At 70.0% G+C, this 25,467-nt stretch carries 17 protein-coding genes and 1 pseudogene; 3 read left to right on the forward strand and 15 right to left on the reverse strand.

The window, feature by feature from the left end:
* Positions 1–20: 20 nt before the first annotated feature.
* Positions 21–398, forward strand: a complete 378-nt coding sequence (locus FPZ47_RS04490) for a DUF3060 domain-containing protein (protein ID WP_144951028.1) — start codon at positions 21–23, stop codon at positions 396–398.
* 55 nt (positions 399–453) lie between these two features.
* A complete protein-coding gene (locus FPZ47_RS04495) occupies positions 454–942 on the forward strand; it encodes a DUF3060 domain-containing protein (protein WP_144951062.1) in 489 nt (162 codons plus the stop codon).
* Positions 943–946: 4 nt separating this feature from the next.
* Here FPZ47_RS04495 and FPZ47_RS04500 read toward each other — a convergent pair whose 3' ends face one another.
* The 10 genes and pseudogenes from FPZ47_RS04500 to FPZ47_RS04545 all read right to left on the reverse strand — a co-directional run bounded on the left by FPZ47_RS04500 (position 947) and on the right by FPZ47_RS04545 (position 17,594).
* A complete protein-coding gene (locus FPZ47_RS04500) occupies positions 947–1,714 on the reverse strand; it encodes a crotonase/enoyl-CoA hydratase family protein (protein WP_144951030.1) in 768 nt (255 codons plus the stop codon).
* Positions 1,711–2,433 (reverse strand): PaaX family transcriptional regulator C-terminal domain-containing protein, encoded by a 723-nt coding sequence (locus tag FPZ47_RS04505; RefSeq protein WP_144951032.1) that lies wholly within the window; start codon positions 2,431–2,433, stop codon positions 1,711–1,713. Before FPZ47_RS04505 ends, FPZ47_RS04500 begins: the two co-directional genes overlap by 4 nt.
* 3 nt (positions 2,434–2,436) lie before the next feature.
* Positions 2,437–3,376, reverse strand: a pseudogene (locus FPZ47_RS04510) (crotonase/enoyl-CoA hydratase family protein).
* Positions 3,377–3,461: 85 nt separating this feature from the next.
* On the reverse strand, positions 3,462–5,090 hold the full coding sequence (locus FPZ47_RS04515; protein WP_144951034.1) for an acyl-CoA dehydrogenase family protein: 1,629 nt from the start codon (positions 5,088–5,090) through the stop codon (positions 3,462–3,464).
* A 51-nt stretch (positions 5,091–5,141) separates the two neighbouring features.
* On the reverse strand, positions 5,142–5,900 hold the full coding sequence (locus FPZ47_RS04520) for a deoxyribonuclease IV (protein ID WP_144951036.1): 759 nt from the start codon (positions 5,898–5,900) through the stop codon (positions 5,142–5,144).
* A gap of 10 nt (positions 5,901–5,910) precedes the next feature.
* The gene (locus FPZ47_RS04525; protein WP_246133377.1) at positions 5,911–6,858 is read right to left on the reverse strand and encodes a type IV toxin-antitoxin system AbiEi family antitoxin domain-containing protein; all 948 of its coding nucleotides are present in this window, start codon (positions 6,856–6,858) and stop codon (positions 5,911–5,913) included.
* A gap of 146 nt (positions 6,859–7,004) precedes the next feature.
* The gene (locus tag FPZ47_RS04530; RefSeq protein WP_144951038.1) at positions 7,005–10,955 is read right to left on the reverse strand and encodes a DNA-directed RNA polymerase subunit beta'; all 3,951 of its coding nucleotides are present in this window, start codon (positions 10,953–10,955) and stop codon (positions 7,005–7,007) included.
* Between the two features lie 40 nt (positions 10,956–10,995).
* The gene (gene rpoB, locus FPZ47_RS04535; RefSeq protein ID WP_144951040.1) at positions 10,996–14,520 is read right to left on the reverse strand and encodes a DNA-directed RNA polymerase subunit beta; all 3,525 of its coding nucleotides are present in this window, start codon (positions 14,518–14,520) and stop codon (positions 10,996–10,998) included.
* Positions 14,521–14,940: 420 nt separating this feature from the next.
* Positions 14,941–15,951 (reverse strand): ABC transporter ATP-binding protein, encoded by a 1,011-nt coding sequence (locus FPZ47_RS04540; RefSeq protein ID WP_144951042.1) that lies wholly within the window; start codon positions 15,949–15,951, stop codon positions 14,941–14,943.
* Between the two features lie 161 nt (positions 15,952–16,112).
* On the reverse strand, positions 16,113–17,594 hold the full coding sequence (locus tag FPZ47_RS04545) for a carotenoid oxygenase family protein (protein WP_144951044.1): 1,482 nt from the start codon (positions 17,592–17,594) through the stop codon (positions 16,113–16,115).
* Between the two features lie 62 nt (positions 17,595–17,656).
* On the opposite strand from FPZ47_RS04545, the gene FPZ47_RS04550 reads away from it, so the two are divergent.
* Entirely contained in the window at positions 17,657–18,367 is a 711-nt protein-coding gene (locus tag FPZ47_RS04550) for a TetR/AcrR family transcriptional regulator (protein WP_210419833.1), read from the forward strand.
* Between the two features lie 51 nt (positions 18,368–18,418).
* Here the strand turns inward: FPZ47_RS04550 and rplL are convergent, their stop codons facing one another.
* The 5 genes from rplL to FPZ47_RS04575 all read right to left on the reverse strand — a co-directional run bounded on the left by rplL (position 18,419) and on the right by FPZ47_RS04575 (position 25,464).
* Positions 18,419–18,811: a 50S ribosomal protein L7/L12 gene (gene rplL / locus FPZ47_RS04555; RefSeq protein WP_144951047.1), complete on the reverse strand. Its 393-nt coding sequence runs from the start codon at positions 18,809–18,811 to the stop codon at positions 18,419–18,421.
* A gap of 32 nt (positions 18,812–18,843) precedes the next feature.
* The gene (rplJ, locus tag FPZ47_RS04560; RefSeq protein ID WP_144951048.1) at positions 18,844–19,455 is read right to left on the reverse strand and encodes a 50S ribosomal protein L10; all 612 of its coding nucleotides are present in this window, start codon (positions 19,453–19,455) and stop codon (positions 18,844–18,846) included.
* Positions 19,456–19,736: 281 nt separating this feature from the next.
* A complete protein-coding gene (locus FPZ47_RS04565) occupies positions 19,737–20,660 on the reverse strand; it encodes an ROK family protein (RefSeq protein ID WP_144951050.1) in 924 nt (307 codons plus the stop codon).
* A 5-nt stretch (positions 20,661–20,665) separates the two neighbouring features.
* Positions 20,666–21,283 (reverse strand): DUF7158 domain-containing protein, encoded by a 618-nt coding sequence (locus FPZ47_RS04570; protein WP_168209360.1) that lies wholly within the window; start codon positions 21,281–21,283, stop codon positions 20,666–20,668.
* Positions 21,280–25,464 (reverse strand): glycoside hydrolase family 38 N-terminal domain-containing protein, encoded by a 4,185-nt coding sequence (locus FPZ47_RS04575; RefSeq protein ID WP_144951053.1) that lies wholly within the window; start codon positions 25,462–25,464, stop codon positions 21,280–21,282. The genes FPZ47_RS04570 and FPZ47_RS04575 overlap by 4 nt, the downstream gene beginning before the upstream one ends.
* Between the last annotated feature and the right edge of the window lie 3 nt (positions 25,465–25,467).

Consider the following 25,467-nt stretch of genomic DNA (forward strand, 5'->3'; position numbering starts at 1 on the left):
CCGTCGCAAAGGGGGCCGCAGTGAACTGGACAGCCGTCGCCGGGTCGCTGGCAACCTGCGCCGTCACCCTGGCCGCTGTCCCCGTAGCGCCGCCCCCGGCCGCGCAGGCCAAGAACGGCGACACCCATGTCATCGGCGAGGGCGTCGAGCAGACGGTCGACTGCAACGATGCGACGCTGCTGGTCAACGGCACCCGCAACGTCGTCACCGCGCTGGGAACCTGCTACGCGGTGACGGTCATGGGCTCGGGCAACACCGTCGTCGCCGACACGGTCACGCACGACATCACCGTCTACGGATCGGACGAGACGGTGTTCTTCCACAACGGCGCGCCGTTCCTCTGGGACCGCGGCCGCGAACTGGGCATGGTAAACCGTCTCCAGCAGGTGCCCGCGTAAGGCAGATCGACTGCCACCCAGATTGCCGTCAACCAGCGAGGAGAACCCGGAAGCGATGCGCGCCCACTTCACCGACCACCCCCTTCGCCTGGGCGCGCTCGCCCTGGCCCCGGCCGTCGCGGCCGTTGTGCTGGCAGGATGCAGTTCGACGGCCAACCCGCCCGGAACCTCCGCCTCGACGACGACGTCGAGCAGTACGGCCCCGACAACGAGCGGCGGGGCCGCGCCGACGAGCACGAGCAGCGGCAGCACCACCGCCTCCGTCGAGATCGGCAACACGCTCAACTACGGGTCCATGGGGACGACGGCCACCCTGGACTGCGGTGATGGCAAGTCGCTGAACGTGGGCGGTAACGACAACACGCTGACCGTCACCGGCACCTGCGAGACGGTGTCCGTCGGCGGCGCCAACAACACGATCACCTTCGACAAGGTCAACACCCGCATCACCGTGCTCGGGCTCAACAACACCGTCACCTACAAGGGCGGCAGCCCGAAGGTGGACGACATCGGCACGGGCAACACCATCAGCAAGGGCAGCTGACCCGCTAGCTCGCCGGGTCGCCGTGCCGTCCGGCGCCCGCGGCGAACCGCCCGGCCCCTTCGTTGGCCTCCGCGGCGACGCGGGAGATGCTGGCGAATTCGAAGTCGATCGCCTCGGATTCCGTTGTCCCCCACTGGTGCAGCACCGAGAGCCGGTCCGAGCGCAGGCACTGCTGCGGCAGCGCCGCGAGCTGGGCCGCCAGCTCCTCGGCGGCCTGCCGGGCCCGGCCCTTGGGCACGACCCGGTTGGCCAGCCCGATCGCCAGCGCCTCGTCGGCGGCCACGGCCCGGCCGGTGAGGATCATGTCCATCGCCCGGCTGTGCCCGATCAGCCGGGGCAGTCGCACGGTGCCCCCGTCGATGAGCGGGACGCCCCAGCGCCGGCAGAACACCCCGAACACGGCGTCCTCCTCGGCCACCCGCAGGTCGCACCAGACGGCCAGCTCGAGCCCCCCCGCGACGGCGTAGCCGCTGACCGCCGCGATCACCGGCTTGGACAGCACCATCCGCGTCGGCCCCATCGGGCCGGGGCCCCTCCGGTGCACGGCGTTGGCCTCGGGGGTGCCGAAGGCTTTCAAATCGGCTCCCGCGCAAAATGTTCCGCCGTCGCCCCACAGCACGGCCACCGACGCGGTGTCGTCGCGGTCGAAGTCGTCGAACGCCGCGTACAGCGCGGCGGCGGTCGGGCCGTTGACCGCGTTGCGCGCCGCCGGGCGGTCGATGATCACCGTGGTCACCGCGCCGTTGCGCTCCACCCGCACCGGATCGCTCACGTCACCTCCACCAGTCGGGTCGCCTCGCGCCGTTTCGCCAGTTCGATGGCGAAGTCGTGGTAGGCCGTCCGCAGCCGGGCGCCCGGCCATCCGGCCGGCAGCAGTTCGTCGGGCAGCACCGGGTCGGTCAGCAGGTGGCGCACCATCGCCGCGGCCACCATGAACCGGCCGGGAACGTCGGCGGCGGCGGCCATCTCGTCGAGCAGCCGGTGGCCGGTTGCGGACCAGGCGGGCAGGTCCCACAGCTCGCGGGCCAACTCGGCGGGTGCGGGGTCGCGGGCCTTGAGCACCCGGACCCGGTGCAGCGTGTCGGGGCCCAGATCCGGGTCGAGGTTGTCCGGCCGCATCCACACCCCTTCGCGTAGCTCTCCGAAGCGCTTGTGGTGCATGGTGGTTCGCAGGGCCGCCCGGGTGCGGGCATCGGTGCCCACGGTGGTGACGATCAGAGTCAGCCAGTCCCCGCGCCAGGTCCGGGTGCGCGGGCGCATGGCGTCGTCCTGGCGGCGCTGGCGGGCCAGCAATCGCTCCGAGAGCCGGTAGCCGTCCGCGGAGCGGATCAGGTCCCCGGCACCGACCATGCGGGTCAGCGCCACCCGCAACGTGGTCTCCTTGATGCCGAAATCAGCCGTCAGCCCGATCAACTCGCCGGGGGTGGCGCAGGCGGGATGGGCGCCCAGCAGCACGCTGAGCACCACCGACCGGGCCGTCATGTTCGGCATGGGCTAGACCCCGGAGGCTCTGCGGCCGTGGTCGCCGAAGGGCTCGTCGCGGTTCCGGACCGCGGCGCGGAAGCCGTGCTCGACAGCGTCGGCGACGAAGGCGTGCCCCTCGGGGGTGTGCCGTGCCACGCCGTCGAAGACGGTGCCGACCATCCTGCTGGCGGCCACGCCCTGTTGCAGCAGTGCCGAATTCAGCGCGAGCTTGGCCATGATGAGCTGGTTGACCGGGACTGCGGCGATCCGCTCTACGAGTCGCTCGGTGCGCTCGTCGAGTTCCCCGGGGTCCGGCGCCTCGACCGCCAACCCCCACTCGGCGGCCTGCGCGCCGGTGATGCAGTCGCCGGTGAACAGCAGTCGTTTGGCGCGCTGGTCGCCGAGCCGGTGGGCCCACAGGCCGGCCGCCGGAATGCCCCACACCCGGGTTGGCGGGTAGCCGATCTTGGCGTCGGCGGCCGCGATCACCTGGTCGGCGTGCAACGCGATGTCGGTGCCGCCGGCCACGCAATAGCCGTGGATCTTGACCACCGTCGGCTTGTCGGCGTGCATCAGGCTGGAGAAGCCGCGCACGAACCGGCTCATCATCTGGTAGTCGATCATCGGGTCCCACGGCTGGTTCGGCAGGTGGTTGATCCCCTGCGTCTTGCCGTCCAGCACGGTGCCCTCATACGCGCCCGTGCCGCCGGCGGAGCCGGTGCGGTCGGCGTAGGCGCTCAGGTCGAAACCCGCGCAGAAACCCTCTCCGCGACCGGACACGAGGATGACGTGCACGTTCGGGTCGAGGTCGGCGCGTTCGACGAGCGCGGAGAGCTCCAGGGGGGGTGTCCGCGACGATCGCGTTGCCCTTTTCCGGCCTGTCAAAGGTGATCCGCGCGACCCGGTCGGTGACCTGGTAGGTCATCGTCTTCAGGTTGTCGAAGTCGACCGGCCTGATTGCATGGGTCATCGGCGCCGCTCTCCCCCGCAAACGGGAGGTGCCCCCACCTCATCGCTTCGCTCTGCATCGTCGCCGGCGCGCGTCATGTTGGCGCTCAGCCCTTGACCAGGGCGCGCTCCAGAATGGGTGCGACGTCCAGCCCGGCGGGCATGGTGCCGAACGCCCCGCCCCACCGGCCGTCGAGCCGCGTGGTCAAAAACGCCTCGGCGACCGCGGGGTGTCCGTGGCGCACCAGCAGCGCACCCTGCAGCGCCAGGCAGATGTCCTCGGCCACCTTGCGGGCGCGGTACTCGATGGTGTCGAGGTCGGCCAGCTCGCTGCGCAGGCGCTCGACATGGGCACCCAGCCGCGGGTCCTGGCCGGCGCTCTCCTCGAGTTCGCCGAACAGCACCTCGACGCATTCGGGGCGAGTTGCCATGGCGCGCAACGTATCCAGCGCGCTGACATTTCCTGAGCCCTCCCAGACCCCCATCAGCGGCGCCTCTCGGAACAGCCGCGGCATCCCGGAGTCCTCGACGTAGCCGTTGCCGCCCAGGCATTCCAGCGCCTCGGCGGCGTGCGGGGTGGAGCGCTTGCACACCCAGTACTTGCTGGCCGCCAGTCCGATCCGGCGGAAGAGCGCCTCGGTCTGGTCGCCGCGCAACGCTTTGTCGGTGGCACCGGCCATCCGCATCGCGACCATCGTGGCGGCCTCGGCCTCCACGGCCAGGTCGGCGAGCACGTTGCGCATCAGCGGCTGGTCGATCAGATAGGCGCCGAAGGCCTTTCGGTACTGGGCGTGGTGGACGGCCTGGGTCAGGCCGCTGCGCATACTGGTGGCACTGCCCAGCGCGCAGTCCAGGCGGGTGAGGTTGACCATCTCGATGATGGTGGGGACGCCACGGCCCTCCTCGCCGACCCGCCACGCGACCGCGCCGTCGTATTCGACCTCGCTGGACGCGTTGGCGTGGTTGCCCAGCTTGTCCTTGAGCCGCTGCAGGAGCATGCGGTTGCGGGTTCCGTCGGGAAGGATGCGCGGCAGCAGGAAGCACGACAACCCGCCCGGCGCCTGCGCGAGCACCAGGAAGATGTCGCACATCGGCGCCGAGGTGAACCACTTGTGCCCGGTCAGGCTGTAGCTGCCGTCGGCGTTGGGCGTGGCCTGCGTGGTCCCGGCGCGCACGTCGGAACCACCCTGCTTCTCGGTCATCGACATGCCCGCGGTGATGCCCGATTTGGTGGTGGCGAGTTTCAGTTCCGGGTCGTAGTCGCGGCTGGTGAGCAACGGCTCGTACACCGCTGCCAGCTCGGGGTTGTGGCGCAGCGCCGGCACCACGGCGTAGGTCATCGAGATCGGGCAGACGTGGCCGGGTTCGCAGTTCCACGCCGACATCTTGGCGGCCCGCACCACGTGGGCGCCCGGCCGGTCATCGGCCCACGGCGCGGCGTGCAGACCGTGGCCGATGGCCGCGGTCATCAGCTCGTGATAGCCCGGGTCGTACTCCACCTCGTCAACCCGGTACCCGTAGCGGTCGTGGGTGTGCAGCACCGGCCGGTTGCGGTCGGCCAGCTCTCCCCAGCGCTGCCCCTGGCGCGACCCGGACAGCACACCTACTTCGTTGACTTCGTCCAAACCCCACTGTCCGCCTTCGCGGATCAGCGCCTCGACGAGCGCCGGGAAGGCGGCGGGGTTGTAGTTCTCCAGGGGCGGGACCTGGTTGGTGACGGCGTGGGTGTCTGGCATGCCACCCATGTTACATTTTTTCGACAACCGCACAAGAGGTGTAACCGCGGCTCAACCGGCGGTCTTGTCCCGCAGGAATGCGATGTCGTCCTTGCGACCCTCGTTGGCGGTCTCGCAGATCACCGGCGCGTCGGCGGCCTTGACCGCCGCAACCAGCAGTTCTGTGTCGATCTGGCCGCTACCCAGGTTGGCGTGACGGTCCCGTCCCGAGCCCGCGGCGTCCTTGGAATCGTTGCAGTGCACCAGGTCGATCCGACCGGTGATGGCCTTGATGCGTTCCACGGCGTCGACGAGCACCTCCCCCGCCGCCCACGCGTGACAGGTGTCCAGGCAGAACCCAATCCCGTTGTCCCCGATGACATCCCAGAGCCGGGCGATGGTGTCGAAATGCCGGGCGATCGCATGGTCGCCGCCGGCGGTGTTCTCCAGGTACACCGGCACGCTGGTCTCCAGCCGGTCGAGCGCCTTGCGCCAGCGGCCGAATCCCTCGTCGAGGTCGTCGTCGTCGGCCACGTGGCCGCCGTGCACGATCACCGCGGCGGCGCCGATGGCCGCCGCCGCGTCGCACGTGTCCTGCAGCATCGTGCGCGACGGGATCCGCACCCGGTTGTTGGCCGAGGCGACGTTGATCAGGTAGGGCGCGTGCACATAGATCGGCAGAGCCGCGGCCTTCAGCGTCGCGGCGTCCTCGCGCGGCTTCGGCTTCTTCCAGCTCTGCGGGTTGCCCAGGAAGATCTGGACGACGTCGGCGCCCTCGGCCCGCGCCGCGGCCAGCGGATCCCGGGGGCTGACGTGTGAACCGATGAGCATGCCGGCCAGTCTAGTGGCCCACCTTTTTATGGCGAGCAGACGCAAAAGCCCCCGACACGCCGTGCGTGCGGGTGCCTTTGCGTCTGCTCGCGCCGTTGAGCAGGTGGTAGTTGATGCGAGCGGAGAGCCCGATCGGGTCGTGCCGGATGTCGTCGACCGTCATCGGAATGGTGGTCCAGCCGCATTCCAGCAGCCGCGCGGTCTTGAGCCTGTCGTGCAGTAGCGCCTCGCGGCCGACGTGCCACTCCACGCTGTCGTATTCGGCGACGACCAGCGCGTCGGGCCAGGCGAAATCGACGCGCCAGGTCCTGCCGGAGCAATCCACGATGCTGTACTGCAACTCCGGCCTGGGGACCCCGTAGTCGATGAACACCAGGCGCGCTTCGCTTTCCATCGGCGACTCGGCACGACGATCGGCGTGGCCGATCAATTCGCGCACCCGTACGATGCCGCGGCGCCCCTTCTGCTCGCGGATGGCCGCGTGCAGTTCGCCCGTCGTACACGCGCCCACGTGCAGGGCCGCATCCAGCGTCGCCAGGGCGCGCGGCCGTCGCAACGTCCTCGCGACTTCGATCACCGTCCATGCCGGCGCCGTCGCGAGTCGGCCGTCGACCCGGCGCAGCGGTGCACCGATGCGCTGATGGACCATGAGGTTCGACGACGGCCGCATCCGCACGCCGGGATCCAGGACGTGCAGCCGCGACGTGTCCTCGGTGTCGAAACCGTACAGCGCCGCGGCGGTACCCATGCAGGCGACGACCCGCTTACCCGCGAACAGGTCCAGCGCGGCCAGCTTTCCCACCAGATCCGGCTCGCTCGCCGCGTAGACGCCGTGGCACACCCGAATCAGCCTGCCCGCCTTGACGAATCCGGCGAGACGCTTCCGGGTGATAACCGTCAGCAGCTCGGCGGTGGTCGCCAGACCGCCCCGCGACAGCAGCACGCTCTCGATATCCATGGCGGCACACGCTGCCGCCGCAGTCGGCGCAGCGGTAGCCGGCTACGTCAAATCTGGGGATGAATGCCCAGCTGTGGACGCCGCCACCAGACGCAAAGGCCCCCGACACGCCGTGCGTGCGGGGGCTTTTGCGTCTGCTCGCGAGGTTACCGGTAGTCGCTGTACCCGTAGTCGTCCAGCGGAACCGCGGCACCGGCGGCCTGGCCGAAGTCCGGGCTGTAGTACTGATCCTCGTAGGACGGGATCGTGTACGCCGCGGCCCGGGCCTCCTCGGTGGGCTGCACCTGGATGTTGCGGTAGCGGTTGATTCCGGTACCGGCCGGGATCAGCTTCCCGATGATCACGTTCTCCTTCAGACCCTGCAGCTTGTCGCTGCGGCAGTTGATCGCCGCATCGGTCAGCACGCGCGTGGTCTCCTGGAACGACGCCGCGGAAAGCCACGAGTCGGTGGCCAGGCTCGCCTTCGTGATACCCATCAGCACCGGGCGGCCGGCCGCGGGCTCGCCGCCCTCGGCCACCACCCGACGGTTCTCGGCCTCGAACTCCGCGCGGTCGATCAGCGAGCCGGGCAGGAACTCCGTGGCACCCGAGTCGATGATGGTGACCCGGCGCAGCATCTGGCGGACGATCACCTCGATGTGCTTGTCGTGGATCGACACACCCTGGGCGCGGTAGACCTCCTGGACCTCGCGGACCAGGTGGATCTGCACCTCGCGGGGGCCCTGCACGCGCAGCACCTCGTGCGGGTCGGCCGAACCCTCCAGCAGTTGCTGGCCCACCTCGACGTGGTCGCCGTCGGACAGCACCCGCTCGGAACCGTCCTCGTGCTTGAACACCCGCAGCCGCTGCCGCTTGGAGAGCTTGTCGTACACGACCTCCTCGCCCCCGTCGTCGGGAACAACGGTGATCTTGTAGAAGCGGTCCCCGTCCTCGAGATGGACCCGACCGGTGACGTCGGCGATGGGCGCCTTGCCGCGCGGGACGCGGGCCTCGAACAGCTCCTGCACCCGGGGCAGACCGCCGGTGATGTCCTCACCCACACCGCCCTGGTGGAAGGTCCGCATGGTCAGCTGCGTGCCGGGCTCGCCGATGGACTGGGCCGCCACGATACCCACGGCTTCCCCGATGTCGACCAGCTTGCCGGTGGCCATGGAACGCCCGTAGCAGGTCGCGCACACGCCGGTGCCGGTGGTGCAGGTCAGCACCGAGCGCACCTTGACGGACGTGATGCCCGCCGCCAGCAGCGCGTCGATCTCCGGGTCGCCGAGGTCCTCGCCGCGGGCGACGACGACGTTGCCGGCCTCGTCGACCGCGTCCGCTCCCAAAGTCCTTGCGTACGCCGAGGTTTCGATGTACGGGTCACGGATCACGGTGCCGTCGGCCGACCGCTCGGCGAGCTCGACGAGGATGCCGCGCTCGGTCTGGCAGTCGTGCTCGCGGACGATGACGTCCTGGCTCACGTCCACCAGACGACGGGTCAGATAACCGGAGTCGGCAGTGCGCAACGCGGTGTCCGCCAAACCCTTTCGGGCGCCGTGGGTGTTGATGAAGTACTCCAGCACGGTCAGGCCCTCGCGGAACGAGGACTTGACCGGACGCGGGATGAACTCACCCTTGGGGTTGGTCACCAGGCCCTTCATGCCGGCCAGCGTCCGGGTCTGGGTGAAGTTACCCGTGGCGCCCGAGTCGACGATCGTGATGATCGGGTTGTCGGCGGGGTAGTGCTCGCGCAGCGCCTGGCCGACCTCGTCGGTGGCTTCCTTCCAGATCTCCACCAGCGCCTCGTTGCGCTCGTCGTGGTTCAAAGCGCCACGCTGGAACTGCTTTTCGACCTTGTCGGCACGTTCCTCGTAGTGGTCGAGGATCTCCTTCTTGCGCGGCGGCACCAGCACGTCGGCCATCGACACGGTCACCCCGCTGCGCGTCGCCCAGTAGAAACCGGCGTCCTTGAGCTTGTCGACGGTCTGCGCGACCACGATCATCGGGTAGCGCTCTGCCAGGTCGTTGATGATCGACGCCTGCACCTTCTTGTGCATCTGCTTGTTCACGAACGGGTAGCCGTGCGGCAGCAGCTCGTTGAACAGCACGCGACCCAGCGTGGTCTCCGCCGTCCAGGCATCGCCCGACCGCCAGCCGTTGACGCCGAACAACTCGGCCTCGATCTCGGCCGGCGGCCGCAGCTGCGTCAGCCGCACCTTGATCTTGGCCCGCACCGACAACACGCCGCGGTCGAACGCCATGATGGCCTCGGCCGGCGAGCAGTACACGCCCGACTCCGCACCGTTGCCGTCGGCCGGCCGGTACTCGCCGGTGTCGCCGTCGACCTCGGTGGTCAGGAAGTACAGCCCGGTCACCATGTCCAGACGCGGCATGGCCAGGGGGCGGCCGGATGCCGGCGAGAGGATGTTGTTGGAGGACAGCATCAGGATGCGGGCCTCGGCCTGCGCCTCCGCGGAAAGCGGCAGGTGCACGGCCATCTGGTCGCCGTCGAAGTCGGCGTTGAAGGCCTCACACACCAGCGGGTGCAACTGGATCGCCTTGCCCTCCACCAGCATCGGCTCGAAAGCCTGAATGCCGAGACGGTGCAGGGTGGGCGCGCGGTTCAGCAGCACCGGGTGCTGCGCGATGACCTCTTCGAGCACGTCCCACACCTGCGGACGCTGGCGCTCCACCATGCGCTTGGCGCTCTTGATGTTCTGCGCGTGGTTGAGGTCGACGAGCCGCTTCATCACGAACGGCTTGAACAGCTCGAGTGCCATCAGCTTGGGCAGGCCGCACTGGTGCAGCTTGAGCTGCGGGCCGACCACGATGACGCTGCGGCCGGAGTAGTCGACGCGCTTACCGAGCAGGTTCTGCCGGAAACGGCCCTGCTTGCCCTTGAGCAGGTCGCTCAAGGACTTCAGCGGACGGTTGCCCGGCCCGGTGACCGGGCGGCCGCGGCGGCCGTTGTCGAACAGCGCGTCGACCGACTCCTGCAGCATCCGCTTCTCGTTGTTGACGATGATCTCGGGGGCCCCGAGGTCGATCAGCCTCTTGAGCCGGTTGTTGCGGTTGATCACCCGGCGGTACAGGTCGTTGAGGTCCGACGTGGCGAACCGGCCACCGTCGAGCTGCACCATCGGGCGCAGCTCGGGCGGGATCACCGGCACCGCGTCGAGCACCATGCCCATGGGGGAGTTGCCCGACTGCTGGAACGCGGCAACCACCTTCAGCCGCTTGAGGGCGCGAAGCTTCTTCTGCCCCTTGCCGTTTCGGATGACGTCACGCAGGATGTCGGCCTCGGCGTCGATGTCGAAGTTCTCGATCAGCTTCTGGATCGACTCCGCGCCCATGGCGCCGGTGAAGTACTCCCCGTAGCGGTCGACGAGCTCGCGGTACAGGTTCTCGTCGACGATCAGCTGCTTGGGAGCCAACTTGGTGAAGGTGTTCCAGATGTCGTCCAGCCGGTCCAGCTCACGCTGGGCCCGGTCGCGCAGCTGGCGCATCTCCCGCTCGCCGCCGTCGCGCACCTTGCGCCGCGCGTCGGCCTTGGCGCCCTCGGCCTCCAGCTCGGCCAGGTCGGCCTCGAGCTTCTGCGCGCGGGCCTCCAGGTCGGCGTCGCGCTGGTCCTCGACGGCCTTGCGCTCCACCATCATCTCGGCCTCGAGCGTCGACAGTTCGTTGTGCCGCATCTCGCCGTCGACCGCGGTGATCACGTACGCCGCGAAATAGATGATCTTCTCGAGATCCTTCGGGGCCAGGTCGAGCAGGTACCCGAGCCGCGACGGCACGCCCTTGAAGTACCAGATGTGCGTGACGGGCGCCGCCAACTCGATGTGGCCCATCCGCTCCCGGCGCACCTTGGCCCGGGTCACCTCGACGCCGCAGCGCTCACAGATGATGCCCTTGAAGCGGACGCGCTTGTACTTGCCGCAGTAGCACTCCCAGTCGCGAGTCGGTCCGAAGATCTTCTCGCAGAAAAGGCCGTCCTTCTCCGGCTTCAGCGTCCGGTAGTTGATCGTCTCGGGCTTCTTGACCTCGCCGTAAGACCATTGCCTGATGTCCTCCGCGGTGGCCAGACCGATGCGGAGCTCATCGAAGAAGTTGACGTCGAGCACGTAACTCCCTTTCCCCTTGCGGGATTAATTACCGACTTGGTTACGCAAGATCCTCAACGGATGCGGATTCGTTGCGCGACAGGTTGATTCCCAGGTTGGCCGCGGCCCGCTCGAGGTCTTCGTCCTCGCCTTCGCGCAGCTCGATCGCCGCACCGTCGGACGACAGCACCTCGACGTTGAGGCACAGCGACTGCAGCTCCTTGAGGAGCACCTTGAACGACTCGGGGATGCCGGGTTCGGGAATGTTCTCGCCCTTGACGATCGCCTCGTAGACCTTGACCCGCCCGACGGTGTCGTCGGACTTGATGGTCAGCAGCTCCTGCAACGTGTAGGCGGCGCCGTAGGCCTGCATGGCCCAGCACTCCATCTCGCCGAACCGCTGACCACCGAACTGAGCCTTACCGCCCAACGGCTGCTGGGTGATCATCGAGTACGGGCCGGTGGAGCGGGCGTGGATCTTGTCGTCCACCAGGTGGTGCAGCTTCATGATGTACATGTAGCCCACCGTCACCGGGTACGGGAACGGCTCGCCGCTGCGCCCGTCGAACAACCTCGCCTTGCCGTCCCCGTTCACCAGCACCTCGCCGTCGCGGTTGGGCAGCGTAGACGAGAGCAGGCCCTGCAGCTCCTCCTCCTTGGCGCCGTCGAACACCGGGGTCGCGACGATCTGGTCGGGCTCGGCGTGCAGCAACTCCTCGGGCAGGTTGACCGCCCACTCGGGCGAACCCTCGATATTCCAGCCCGACTTGGCCACCCACCCGAGGTGGGTCTCCAGGATCTGGCCGATGTTCATCCGTCGCGGCACCCCGTGGGTGTTGAGGATGATGTCCACCGGGGTCCCGTCGGGCAGGAACGGCATGTCCTCGGCCGGCAGGATCTTGCCGATGACGCCCTTGTTGCCGTGTCGTCCGGCCAGCTTGTCGCCGTCGGAGATCTTGCGCTTCTGGGCCACGTAGACACGCACCAACTCGTTGACACCCGCGGCCAGTTCGTCATCGTCCTCCCGGGAGAACACCCGGATGCCGATCACCTTGCCGGACTCGCCGTGCGGCACCTTCAGCGAGGTGTCGCGGACCTCCCGGGCCTTCTCGCCGAAGATCGCGCGCAGCAGCCGCTCCTCCGGCGTCAGCTCGGTCTCCCCCTTCGGGGTGACCTTGCCGACCAGGATGTCGCCGTCGCGGACCTCGGCGCCGATGCGCACGATGCCGCGCTCGTCGAGGTCGGCGAGCACCTCGTCGGAGACGTTCGGGATGTCCCGGGTGATCTCCTCGGCGCCCAGCTTGGTGTCGCGGGCGTCGATCTCGTGCTCCTCGATGTGGATCGAGGTCAGCACATCTTCTTCGACCAGCCGGTTGGACAGGATGATCGCGTCCTCATAGTTGTGACCCTCCCACGGCATGATGGCCACCAGCAGGTTCTTGCCGAGCGCCATTTCGCCGTTCTGGGTGCACGGGCCGTCGGCGATCACCTGGCCGGCCTCGACCCGGTCGCCGGCGTCCACGATCGGCGACTGGTTGGCGCAGGTGCCGTGGTTGGAGCGGGCGAACTTGCGCATCCGGTAGGTGTGCCGGGTGCCGTCGTCGGCCATCACGGTGATGTAGTCGGCGGACACCTCCTCGATCACCCCGGCCTTCTCGGCGACGACGACGTCACCGGCGTCGATCGCCGCGCGCAACTCCATGCCGGTGCCCACCAGCGGCGCCTCGCTGCGCACCAGCGGAACCGCCTGACGCTGCATGTTGGCGCCCATCAGGGCACGGTTGGCGTCGTCGTGCTCGAGGAACGGGATCATCGCGGTCGCCACCGACACCATCTGGCGCGGCGAGACGTCCATGTAGTCCACCTCGGACGAGGCCACGTACTCCACCTCGCCGGCCTTCCGCCGTACCAGTACGCGCGACTCGACGAACCGGCCGTCGTCGGTGATCGGCGAGTTGGCCTGGGCGACGACGTGGCGGTCCTCCTCGTCGGCGGTCAGGTAGTGGATCTCGTCGGTGACCACACCGTCGACGACCTTGCGGTACGGGGTCTCGATGAACCCGAACGGGTTGACCCGCGCGTACACCGACAGCGAGCCGATCAGGCCGATGTTCGGGCCTTCCGGCGTCTCGATCGGACACATGCGGCCGTAGTGCGACGGGTGCACGTCCCGGACCTCCAGGCCCGCGCGCTCACGGGACAGACCGCCCGGCCCCAGCGCCGACAGGCGGCGCTTGTGGGTCAGACCCGACAGCGGGTTGTTCTGGTCCATGAACTGCGACAGCTGGCTGGTGCCGAAGAACTCCTTGATCGCGGCCACCACCGGCCGGATGTTGATCAGGGTCTGCGGCGTGATCGCCTCGACGTCCTGGGTGGTCATCCGCTCGCGGACCACCCGCTCCATCCGGGACATGCCGACCCGGATCTGGTTCTGGATCAGCTCGCCCACCGTGCGCAGCCGGCGGTTGCCGAAGTGGTCGATGTCGTCGGTTTCCACCGGCACCTCGACCCCGCCCGGGACGGTCATGACCGCGGGCTGGCCATCCTGCGCAGCGTGGTGCAGGCGCACCAGGTACTCGATCGTGGCGACGATGTCCTCTTGGGTCAGCGTGGTCGATGACGTCTGGGCCGGCTCCGCGCTGAGCCCCAGCTTCTTGTTGACCTTGTAGCGGCCGACACGGGCCAGGTCGTAGCGCTTCTCCTTGAAGAACAGGTTCTCCAGCAGCGTCTGCGCGGACTCCTTGGTCGGCGGTTCGCCCGGCCGCAGCTTGCGGTAGATGTCCAGCAGCGCCTCGTCGGTGCCGACGGTGTTGTCCTTCTCCAGCGTGGACATCATGATCTCGGAGAAGCCGAAGCGCTCCTGGATCTGCTCGTTGGTCCAGCCCAGCGCCTTGAGCAGCACGGTGACGGGCTGGCGGCGCTTGCGATCGATGCGCACGCCGACGGTGTCACGCTTGTCGACGTCGAACTCCAGCCACGCACCCCGGCTGGGGATCACCTTGACGCTGTGCAGCAACTTCTCCGTCGACTTGTCGATGGTCTCGTCGAAGTACACACCGGGTGAGCGCACCAGTTGGCTGACCACGACACGTTCGGTCCCGTTGATGATGAAGGTGCCCTTCTCGGTCATCATCGGGAAGTCACCCATGAACACCGTCTGGCTCTTGATCTCGCCGGTGTTGTTGTTGATGAACTCGGCCGTGACGAACAGCGGGGCCGCGTACGTCATGTCCTTGTCTTTGCACTCGTCGACCGGCGCCTTGACCTCGTCGAAGCGGGGGTCGGAGAACGACAGCGACATGGAGCCGGAGAAGTCCTCGATCGGCGACAGCTCGGAGAGCACCTCTTCGAGGCCGCCCACCGGCTTGCCCCCACCCCGGGCCAGAGCCGACTCCCGCCAGCGCGGCGATCCGATCAGCCACTCGAACGAGTCGGTCTGAACGTCGAGCAGCCCCGGAACCTCGAGGGGTTCGCGCAGCTTGGCAAAGGAGATTCGGTCTGGCGCGCCGGGTACGGAGCCGTTCAAGGAACTTCCAGGGGAGGAACTTTGTGGGCGATCCGTCTTGCTCTGGCGGAAATCTGCCAAGATGCATCCTTCCAGCACCTCATGCGACTCACGTGGAACCGGCGGCCACCGGGCCTGTTCGCCGCGACATTGTGTCGGTTGCGCCGACGAACGAACTGTCCGGATCTCACGCACGCAACTAGACAGCTGAGCCGCAAAGGGCGACTCAACCTAGAACCACTGTGTTAGTGGGACCACTGTGTTAGTGGCGGGTGAGGTGGGCAGGAGGTAGCCAGCGCAACGTCCAACAATAGCGCAGGGCGGCGCATTCCTCAACTAGCGATAACTCCCAGCCCGTGGGGGCATCGGCGCTGGCTGGCATCTCGACTTTCCCGTGGACACATGCTGCCCAACAGATTGACCCGTTTGGGCCTCGTCGTCAAGGGGGCGGGGCGGCAAGTTGCGGCGAATTAACGGCGAATGAGGCCGTGCCCCGCGCCGCTAGCCGCCGAACTCGTGCGATCGGTAGTTGTGGGTTCCCTCCAGGTCGTCGAGGATCGCGGCCTGAGCCTTCTTGGGCAGCGTGGGCAGCAACTCGCGCACCCGGGCCTGGCGACGAGCCACCGCCTTGCGTTCCGGCATGCCGGGCGACGCCACGATCTGCGGCGGCACGCCCTCGATCTCCTCCACGCCGCCGGCGTGCTGGCCGGCCTCGAAGGCGGCCTGCTCCTCGGCCATGGTGGCCTCGTCCTTCTCCTCGGACATGCCGATCGGCCCGATGCGACGGCCGTTGAGGAACTGCCGCACCACCGGCTCGTCGCTGGTCAGCAGCACCTCCCTGGGCCCGAACATGACCAGCTTGCGGCGGAACAACATGCCCATGTTGTCCGGGACGGTGCGGGCGATGTTGATGTTGTGCGTCACGATCAGCACCGTGGCGTCGATCTGGGCGTTGATGTCCAGGATCAGCTGGCTCAGGTATGCGGTGCGCACCGGATCCAGACCCGAGTCCGGCTCGTCGCACAGGATGATCTGCGGGTCGAGCACCAGCGCCCGGGCCAGGCTGGCGCGCTTGCGCATACCACCGGAGATCTCGCCGGGGAACTTCTTCTCGTCGCCGCCCAGGCCCACCAGCGAAAGCTTCTCCATGACGATGTCACGAATCTCGCCTTCCTTCTTCTTGGTGTGCTCACGCAGGGGGAACGCCGCGTTGTCGAACAGGTTCATCGACCCGAACAGCGCGCCGTCCTGGAACATCACGCCGAACAGCGTGCGGATCTCGTACAGCTCGCGCGCCGAGCACTGCATGATGTCGGTGCCGTCGATGACGATCGAGCCGCGCTCCGGGCGCAACAGCCCGATCAGGGACTTCAGGAAGACGGATTTGCCGGTACCCGACGGTCCGAGCAGGACGCTGACCTCCCCCGGGGGGATTTCCAAGCTCACGTCTTCCCAGATCCTCGAGGCGCCGAAGGACTTGGTCAGTCCGTTGACCTCGATAGCGACGCCCATAGGAGATCCTTCCGTCCTCGCGTGTGCCCACCACCTGCCCGTTTCTGTGGCTTGAGTCACTGTAGCGCAACGCCCGAGGGGTGACATCACGGTTGCGCGGCCCCGCCAAACAAAAGTGGCCGACCCCCGACCCGCGCCGGCGGCCCCCCGGGAACATGAGGTCAGCGGGTCGGCGCCCAGTTGCCGTGGAACCCCATCGGTATCCGCTGCGGCAGGTGCACGGTGGCCACCGGCTCGCAGGTCCGCGCGTCCAGCAACAGCAGCTGGCCCTCGTCCCGGCCGCGGTGGTAGCCGTAACCCATCAGGATGCCGTCGTCCTCGGCGTCCGCCCCGGGGTCGGGCACGAAACACACCTCCCCGATCAGGAGGTCGGGGTCGAGCGCGGCCGTCGTCGTGGAGCCCGTCGCGTAGTCGTGCTTGTACAGCGCCGACGAGCGGTCGGCAAAGTACGCGCCGATGGTGTAGCCGTAGCGGTGCCGCGCCCCCAGCCGGGCCTCGTTGATGCGGGGGAACTCCTGCGGCCGGTCGTCGCGGCATTCGGTGCCGACCGCGCCGGTCGCCAGGTTGACGGTCCACCGCTCCAGCGTGGGCGGGGCCTCGCCCGGGCCGTGCCGGTCGCGGTCGAACATCCGTGGATAGCGCACCACGTCGAGGATCAGCATCTCCTGCCCGTTGCGCATCTCGGAGTAGGCATTGAGCGGGTGGTAGACGTAGCACGGTTCGATGTCGAACCACCGCACGTCCTTGTCGCCCCCCTCGCGCGGCATGACCCCGATGCGGGCCGGATAGCGGGGGTTCCACGCGTAGGGCATCTGGTCGGAGTGCTTGGGACTGCGGTTGAACATCGCGTTGATGGGACCCGGCACGCGGACACGGCCGATCAGCGACTGCGCCACCAACCTCGCCGGCAGATCCAGCCAGCGCGGCATGTTGGCCGGGAGGACCTGCGCGGCCTCGAAGGTCACCGGCAGGTCGTAGATCACGACGTATTTGTCGGTCAGCGAGAAATCGTGCATCATCGGCGATCCCGAGACCGTGATGTCGACCGTTCGGCGGGCCCGCCCGTCGGTGCCGATCACCGAGTACTGCACCGTTCGCCCGCGGGCGAAGGAGTACGACACCGCATGCAATTCGCCGGTGCGCGGATCGCGGTGCGGATGGGCGGTATAGCCGCCATACAGAGTCCCGTCGAAGTCGCAGGTCCCCACGGTGTCCAGCTCGTCGGTGAGCTCGTAGTTCGCGACGCCGCCCTCGACCAGTGCCAGAGTGCGTCCGGCGTGGCTCAGCACACTGGTGTTGGCCCCCAGCGAGAGGATGCCCGCCCGCGGGTCGAGCCGGGCCGGCGCCTGCTCGCCCAGCGTTGTGCACACCGACAGGCTGCGCACCCACCGGTTGCGGTACCACCGAGCCTTGCCGTCGCGCAGCGCGACGCCGTGCACCATGCCGTCGCCGCTGAACCAGTGGTACGTCGCCGGATCGACCTCGGCGGCCGGGTTGGGGCCGTTGCGCAGGTAGCGCCCGTCGAGGTGGTCCGGGATGTGCCCGGTGACCGGCAGGTCGTAGGCGGTGACCTCGGAGCTCACCGGCGCCAGGAAGCCTTCGATGTACGGGTTAGCGGTTTCGGCGGTTCGCGTGGACGTCACGGCTGAGCTCCTATAACATCGTTATGCCAGCGTTATGAGTAACGTACGCCCCGAATGCGAGAATGGCAACGATGGTTTCCAAAGCGCCCCCTGACACGAGTCCACCGCTGCAGCGCAGTGTTCGTCAGGACATGCTGCTGGCCGCGGTCGACCTGCTGCGCGAGCACGGACCGGATGCGTTGCAGACGCGAAAGATCGCCGGCGCGGCCGGCACGTCGACGATGGCGGTGTACACCCACTTCGGCGGAATGCGGGGGCTCGTCGCCGAACTCGCCGACGAGGGTTTCCGGCAGCTGGACGCCGCACTCATGGCGCCGGAGACCGCTGACCCGGTCGCCGACTTGTTCGCCCTCGGCCTCGCATACCGGCGCTTTGCCATCGGGCGGCCACACCTGTATCGCCTGATGTTCGGCAGCACCAGCGCGCACGGCATCAACGCGCCGACGGGCAACGTCCTGACCCTGTCGGTTACCGAGATCGAGCAACACATCCCCAGCTTCGCCCATCTGGTGCGAGCGGTGCAGCGCTGCATGCGCGCGGGCCGGATCACCGCGAGCTCGGTGGCCGACGACGCGGCCGTGATTGCGACGGCCGCGCAGTTCTGGGCGTTGCTGCACGGGTTCGTGATGCTCGAACTGGGCGGCTTCTACGGTGACGACGGCTCAGCCGTCGCGCTGGTGCTCGACTCGATGAGATCCAAACTGCTTGTCGCGCTGGGAGATACACCCGAGCGGGTGGCTTCCTCGCTGGAACTGGCGACGCGTGCCGGCTGAGAGCACGAAACCCCCGGGACGCGCGGTCCCGGGGGTCTGCGCGGGTGCGAACTACTTGACGGTGACGGTGGCGCCGGCGGCCTCGAGCTTGGCCTTGGCCTCCTCGGCGGCCTCCTTGGCGACCTTCTCCAGCAGCGGCTTGGGCGCACCGTCGACCAGGTCCTTGGCCTCCTTGAGGCCCAGGCCGGAGACGATCTCGCGGACCACCTTGATCACGCCGATCTTCTTGTCGCCGGCACCCTCGAGGATGACGTCGAACTCGGACTGCTCCTCGGCGGCCTCGGCGGGCGCGCCACCGCCGGCCGGGCCGGCCGCGGCGACGGCGACCGGGGCGGCCGCGGTGACCTCAAAGGTCTCCTCGAACTTCTTGACGAAGTCCGACAGCTCCAACAGGGTCATTTCCTTGAACGCGTCGAGCAGTTCGTCGCTGGACATCTTTGCCATGGTGTGGGTCCTTCCTGGTTTCGGTTTGGGGTTTATTCGGCTTCGGCCGGGGTCTCAGCAGATTCCGTCGGGGCTTCCGAAGATGGTGGTGCCGCCGGAGCCGGCTCAGAAGCCGGCGCCGCGGCCGACTCGGCGGCCTTCTTCTCCTGCAGCGCCGCCGCGAGCCGGGCGATCTGCGAGGCCGGGGCGTTGAACAGTCCGGCCGCCTTGGCGAGGTTGCCCTTCATCGCGCCGGCCAGCTTGGCCAGCAACACCTCGCGGGACTCGAGGTCGGCGATGCGCTCGACCTCGGCGACCGTCAGGGCGCGGCCGTCCATGTAGCCGCCCTTGATGACCAGCGCCTTGTGCTCCTTGGCGAAGGTCTTGATGGCCTTGGCGGCGTCGACGGGTTCGCCGGTGACGAACGCGATGGCTGTCGGGCCCACGAACAGCTCGTCGAGCCCCTCGATCCCGGCCTCCGACGCGGCCCGCTTGATCAGCGTGTTCTTGGCGACCGAGTAGGTGGTCGACGCCCCCAGCGACCGGCGCAACTCGGCCAGGTTGGTCACCGTCAAGCCGCGATATTCGGTGATCAGGGTGGCAGTCGAGCCCTTGAACTGCTCGGCGATGTCTGCAACGGCGGTGGCCTTGTCAGCCCTGGCCATGCCTACCTCCTGGTGTGGTCGTGTCCATGTGACCTACCGGAAGAACGACGAACGCCCCGGCGCAGAGCGGCCGGGGCGTCAAGTGTGCACCGGCCTGAGCGCCGGCGATGATGCCTCGTCCTCCTGCGCGGGCCGCCGGGATGCTCCCGGACCTTCGACCGATTTCTCGGTGACCGACGGTCTTCGGTGGATCGACGATCAGGATAGCCCGACCACCCGCCGTCGGCCAAAACGTCGCGTCTCCCCGGGTCGACTCGCACCCGCGTGGGTCGAGTGAGCGTTCAGGGCGTCCAGGGTGAAGCCAGGGCGACCAGCCTGGCCGCGCCGACCAGGCCGGCCTCCCCGCCCAGCTCCGCGGGCACCACCCGCAGGCCGGCCAGGAACTCCAGCCCGGCGTAATCGGCCAGCGCCGCGCGCAACGGGTCGAACAGCAGAGGACCCGACCTCGCGACCCCTCCCCCGACGACGACCAGGTCCAGGTCGCACACCGCGGCCACCGAGGCGATCATCGCCGCCAGCGCGGTGGTGCCCCGGCGAAAGGCCTGCTGCGCCACCGGGTCCCCGGCCACCGCCGCGGCGGCGAGGCCCCGGGCGCCCGCGCCGGGCGGCGCGGACCAACCGTGTGCCCGCGCCCAGCGCACCATCGAGGGTCCCGACGCCACGGTCTCGACGCAGCCGTGGCCGCCGCACGCGCAGGGCCGCCCGTCCTGTTCGACCACCACGTGGCCGACGTGCCCGGCATTGCCGGTACGCCCGGCGTAGGGCATACCGTCGAGCACCAGCCCGCCGCCCACGCCGGTGGAGACCACCATGCCCAGCATGAAACGCGCCCCACGCCCCGCGCCCCGGAAGTGCTCGCCCAGGGCCATGCAGAGGCCGTCGCCGCCCAGCCGCACCGGCGCACCGGGTATCAGGGCCGCGACCCTGTCGCGCAGCGGGAAGCGCTGCCAGCACGTGATGTTGATGGGGCTGACGGTTCCGCGGCGCAGGTCGACGGGGCCGGCCGACGCGACGCCGACGGCGCCGACGGGAGCATCCGCCACGCGCCGCGCGTCGGCGATCGCCGCGGCGACGGCGTCCCACACCCCTTCGGCGACGCCGTCGGTGGGGGTGGGGCGCACGGCGGAGTACACCAGCGCGCCCGCGGCGTCGGCCAGCCCGGCGGCGATCTTGGTGCCCCCGATGTCCAGGCAGAGGGTGTACATGGCGCTCAGTGCCGGTGGGTGTTGTCGGGTTGGCTCGGGTCCCCGGGATGCTCGTACCCGGGGGCCAGCCGGACCAGCGCCGCCCGGCGCCCCTCCAGCCAGATCCGGAAGGCGCGGCGCCGCGCGGCGCCCAGCAGATGCTCGGCGACCGCGCACCGCACCTCCGCCAGCGGCGGGGCGGACCGCGGCGGGGCCCGCCAGCCGTGCCGGGCCGGGGTCGGCGCGGCGAACCGGAGCGGGTTGCGCAGGTGGTAGGCGGCGACGTCGTCGTCGGTCACCGCGACCCCGGCGGTGACCGCGGCGAACAGCGCCCGGGCGCGCGGATCGGCCAGCGCCGCGGCGGCGATGCTGCCGATCTCCAGCCGGGCCGTGACGTCGGGCAGCAGCTCGGCCTCGGTCGGGGCGCCACCCGCGGTGAGCCCCCGCGCGGCCGCCTCGGCGGCGACCACCCGCTCGGTGACGATCAGCTGGGTCAGCCAGCGCCGCAGCTGCCGCCCCTCGCCGGTGCCGGCGGCGGGCAGCGCCGCCGCCAGCGGACCGCCACGCAACCGCGCCTCGGCCGCGTCGACGTCGGCGAGCGCGACGGGCGCGCCGCCGACGGTGGCGACCGGCTGGATGCTCACGTCACGGTCACCCGCACCGCCGGAGAGTAGACCAGCCGCCCGGCACAGCCCACCCGGACCAGGGCCCACCAGCGGCCCGGCTCCAGCCACGCCGGCGGGGCCACCTCGAAGCCCAGCTCGACCGCGCCGCCGGCGGGCAGCACCGCACCGCGCGCGGCCGGGCCCATCCACTCCCAGGTGCCCCACGGGCTGATCAGATGCACCTCCAGTGCCACGTCGGCCCGGGCGTGTGTGCCGACCCGGACGGTCAGCCGGGCCGCGTCGCCGGCGCGCAGCGTGACGTCGGCGGGCCCGTCAACGAGGTAGGCCAGTCCGCCGGGATCGGTGTCGCCGCCCACCGCCACCACGCACACATCCTCGACCACCTGGCGCCACGCGGGGGGGATTTCGCGGCCGCCCAGGCGGAGCTGCGCGCGGACGGGATACAACCCGGGTCGTGCCCGCGCCGGGATCGCCACCGTCACGTCGGCCTCCCGGTGCCCGCCGGGGTCCAGCACCACGGGCAGCGAGCCCGGCGTGGCCGACCAGCCGTCCGGGCACACCAGCGTCACCGCGCCGTCCAGCGCCGCGTCGCCGCAGTCACTGGCCGCGGTCAGCCGCAGCACCACCTCGGTGCCGGGGTCGGCGGACACGCGCGCGGGGTGCAGGTGGGCGACCGCGGGCAACCCGCCGAGCGGCGCGGGCCCCCGGTTGTGCAGCCAGTAGCGCGCGTAGAGCGGCTGGGCGGCCTCGGCGCGCGGCGCCAGCTCGACCGGTTCCGTCGTCAACCTGGGTGTTTCGAGTCGCGCCAGCACGGTGGCCACCTGATAGCCGGGCAGCTGCACCGCGTCGACGGGTTCGCCCGCCTCTTCCAGCAGGTCGGCATCGCGCAGGCCGGTGATCGCGGCGATCGACGATCCCAGCACCACGCGGGTGGGGGCCCCCGTCGTCTGCACCAACCGCAGCGCCACCGCGCCGGGATCGACCGGCCGGGCGCGGCCCGCCGCCAGCGGGTTGCCCGCCGCCTTGAGGGCCGCCACCGTGACCGCGTCGGCGGGCTCGGCGTGCAGCAGCGACCCGGCCGGCGGCAGCAACCGGCGTCGGGCCGGGGCGACGACGGCGTGCAACGGGTGGGAGAACTCCGCGCTGCGCGCCGGGATCCCGGCGCGCCGCCAGTCGCCGTCGCCGCAGGCCAGCGCGTAGTCGAAGGCGTGCGTCCAGTGCTGGAGCTGGAAGTTCGAGCCGTCGGGCGCGGTGCGGCGCGGCTCGTCGATCCAGACGCCCGACGGCCAGCCGGTGCAGGACCGCAGCAGCGCGGTGTGCAGCGTGCCCCCGGCGTCGACGGCGAAGCTGGGCACGCCGCGGTTGAGCAGCGCGACGGTGCGGTCTTCGCAGGGACCCATCCCCGACGGCGCCCGCTGCGTGACGCATACCTCGGCGTCGGCGAGGTCCTCGGCCACCGCCGCGATCTCGGCGCGCAGGCCTTGCTCGCCGCGGCCGGCGATCACCAGCACCGGCAGCGCCCGCGGCGGGCGCAGGTCGGCGCCGGGCACCCAGACCGCCGCCAGCGGGGCCGCCGCCGGCACCCACACCCTGGCCCTGCCGGTCGCGGCCAGCTGCCGGTCGAGTTCGCGCGAGTATGCCGGATCAGCCTGCGCGAGAACGGCTTCGGTGAAGGCGTTACGGGTCGGCCCGCCCAGCGCGATCCGCACGTCGGGCAGGTTGGAGTCGACGTCGAGGTGGCCGTAGCGCGGCTTGCCGGCGTCGCCGCAAGTGGCCGTGACACCGGCGCGGACCAGCGCCACCATCAGCTCGCGGGCCAGCGGTCCGGAGGTCGTCTCGTCCGGTGACACCACCTCGGCCACCGACACCGCCCGCACGTCGCCCCCGACGCGCACCCGGGCCGCCGACGACAGCGCGAACCAGCCGTAGGCCGGGTTGTCCAGGGTCCACGGGTGCTGCGCGGTGTCCACCGAGCGCTCCCCGTCGTGCAACAGGGCGAAACCCCGCCCGATCACGGCGTCGCCCACCTCGCTGACCGGCATGGCACCGGGCACCGGGCACGGCCAGCGCAGGCGCACGAGGCGGTCGGCGCCGGTGAACTCGTCGACGGTGGTGCGGCAGTCCACCCGCGCCACGCCGCGCCACAGGGTCACGGTCTGGGTGTAGCGCAGCAGCGTGCCGATGCGGCCGTGGACGACCAGCCGCTGACCGAGCGGGCCGCGGTAAGCCTGCACCCGCGCGGGGGAAGCGGCCGAGCACACCACCGGTCCCCTGGGCAGCAGGTGCCAGGGGCCCTCGCCCTGCGTCGGGTGGGACGGGTACTCCTCGTAGACGGCCAGCTCGTTGCCCACCCGGCCGTCGGCGATCAGCTGCCTCGCCCCGTGCCACAGCGCCGCCACGCCCCCGCCGCGCGCCGGATCGGCCCGCAACCGGTAGTGCTCGTTGGCGATCTCGCAGCCGGGCACCGGCTCCCAGCCGGTGGGTTCCCCGCCGGGGATCAGGCGGTAGGCGCGCCAGCCCAGCGACGGCACGTCGCGGGCCAGCCAGGTGACCGACCGGCCGTCGTGCTCGACGTGGGCGGGCACCTCGGCACCGTCGGCGTCGACCACCCGCACCCCCGGCCCGGGGGCGGGGTCGAGCCGGGCGGTGACGATGTCGGTGCGCCGCCTGGCCAGCGGGTTCCACACGGTGACGTCCCCGGCCACCGCCTCGGAGAGCAGCATCAGCGAGTTGTCGCGGGCCGCGCAGCCCAGCTCCCACGCGTCGCGCCAGCCGGTCAGCAGGTCCAGGTAGACCTGGTCGGACTCCGAGCCGGTGATCGCGTCGTGGTGGGCCCCGTAGGCCAGCTGCACCCACGCCTTGGACAGCGCGGCCTGCGGATACTCCGCGCCGGTCGTCAGCGCGGCGAACACGGCGAAGCGCTCCGCGGCCAGGACCGCGTTCTCGGCGGCCCGGTTGGCCTGTTTGGTGTCGATGTAGGACACGTCCTTGCCGGTGTAGATCGGGTTCATGTCGCGGGTCTGCGGCGACGGCGCACCCCCGCGCCCGGCCAGTTCGGCGCGCACCGCGGCGAAGAACTCCCGCGGCAGCGCGCACACGAAACGCGGCCAGGTGTAGCGGGCGGCCCAGTCCCGGTGGATCGAGGTCACCCACGTGTTCGGCGGCGTGTAGTCGGTGCCGACGGGCAGCAGCACGTTGCGCGTCAGCGCGACCCGCTTGAGTTCTGCGAACAGCCCGTAGGTGGCGTCCTCGGCCTCGGCGAGCGTGGTCGAGGAGTCCATCCACCAGCCCGCCGAATAGTGCGCGGGCATGTAGTGGGTGAGCAGGCCGCGACCGGACGGCGAGATCCACTCGAACTCGCTGCTGAACTGCATGCGGTCCACACCCCCGGTTTCGTCCCCGCCCCGGGCCGGGCCCCACTGGTGGTGCGGACCGCGCGCCCACGAACTCGACGTCAGGCCGGCGCCGGCGGCCAGCCCGGGAAACTGCGGGTCGTGGCCGAACACGTCGAGCTGCCACGCGGTGGCCGGGTCGGCGCCGAGGACATGACGCTGAAAACCCATGCCGTGCACCAGGTTCCGGATCGTCGTCTCCGCGCTGGTGAGGTTGGTGTTGGGTTCGTTGTAGGTGCCGCCCATCACCTCGACGCGGCCCTCGGCCAGGAACCGGCGCAGGTCGGCGCGGTCCTCGGGGCGCGTGTCCCAGTACGGCTTGAGGTAATCCACCTCGGCCAGCACGAACTTGTAGTCGGGGTCGCGGCGGGCCATCTCCAGATGGGCGTGGACCAGGGCGAAGCCGTTGGCCTGCCGCGCGCGCCCGGGCGGGTCCTCGGTCCACTCGCTGGTGTAGGCGCCCTGGGTGTTCCACCAGACCGGGTCGTAGTGGAAGTGGCTGACCATGAACATCGTCCAGCCGGGCTCGGCCACCAGGAATTCAAAGGTGAATGCGCACTGCGTGACGGCATCGCCGGCGTGCACCCGCGCCGGCCGTCGCTCGCCGACGGCCCGACGTCGCACCGCGACCGGGACCTCGACGCTGCGCCGGCCGGCCTCGGCGACGGCTTCCCCGGCCAGCCCGTCGCCGTCGATGCGGACCGGCGTCGCGCGCGCGCACCCCGAGATGGCGACCCGCACCAGCTGCAGCGGCGCGTCCGGCGGCCCGACGAACAACTCGGTCGCATCGGCCGAAACCACCTGCATGCC

Origin of the sequence: Mycobacterium helveticum, from assembly GCF_007714205.1 — a bacterium.
GTDB classification, from domain to species: Bacteria; Actinomycetota; Actinomycetes; order Mycobacteriales; family Mycobacteriaceae; genus Mycobacterium; species Mycobacterium helveticum.

Bases quoted from the DNA above. Each gene is read 5' to 3' on its own strand.
- FPZ47_RS04495 (WP_144951062.1), top strand. From the start codon at position 454: ATGCGCGCCCACTTCACCGACCACCCCCTTCGCCTGGGCGCGCTCGCC.
- rplJ (WP_144951048.1), bottom strand. From the start codon at position 19,455: ATGGCCAGGGCTGACAAGGCCACCGCCGTTGCAGACATCGCCGAGCAG.
- FPZ47_RS04550 (WP_210419833.1), top strand. From the start codon at position 17,657: ATGGCAACGATGGTTTCCAAAGCGCCCCCTGACACGAGTCCACCGCTG.
- FPZ47_RS04565 (WP_144951050.1), bottom strand. From the start codon at position 20,660: ATGTACACCCTCTGCCTGGACATCGGGGGCACCAAGATCGCCGCCGGG.
- FPZ47_RS04525 (WP_246133377.1), bottom strand. From the start codon at position 6,858: ATGGATATCGAGAGCGTGCTGCTGTCGCGGGGCGGTCTGGCGACCACC.
- rplL (WP_144951047.1), bottom strand. From the start codon at position 18,811: ATGGCAAAGATGTCCAGCGACGAACTGCTCGACGCGTTCAAGGAAATG.
- FPZ47_RS04520 (WP_144951036.1), bottom strand. From the start codon at position 5,900: ATGCTCATCGGTTCACACGTCAGCCCCCGGGATCCGCTGGCCGCGGCG.
- FPZ47_RS04505 (WP_144951032.1), bottom strand. From the start codon at position 2,433: ATGCCGAACATGACGGCCCGGTCGGTGGTGCTCAGCGTGCTGCTGGGC.
- FPZ47_RS04575 (WP_144951053.1), bottom strand. From the start codon at position 25,464: ATGCAGGTGGTTTCGGCCGATGCGACCGAGTTGTTCGTCGGGCCGCCG.
- FPZ47_RS04540 (WP_144951042.1), bottom strand. From the start codon at position 15,951: ATGGGCGTCGCTATCGAGGTCAACGGACTGACCAAGTCCTTCGGCGCC.
- FPZ47_RS04515 (WP_144951034.1), bottom strand. From the start codon at position 5,090: ATGCCAGACACCCACGCCGTCACCAACCAGGTCCCGCCCCTGGAGAAC.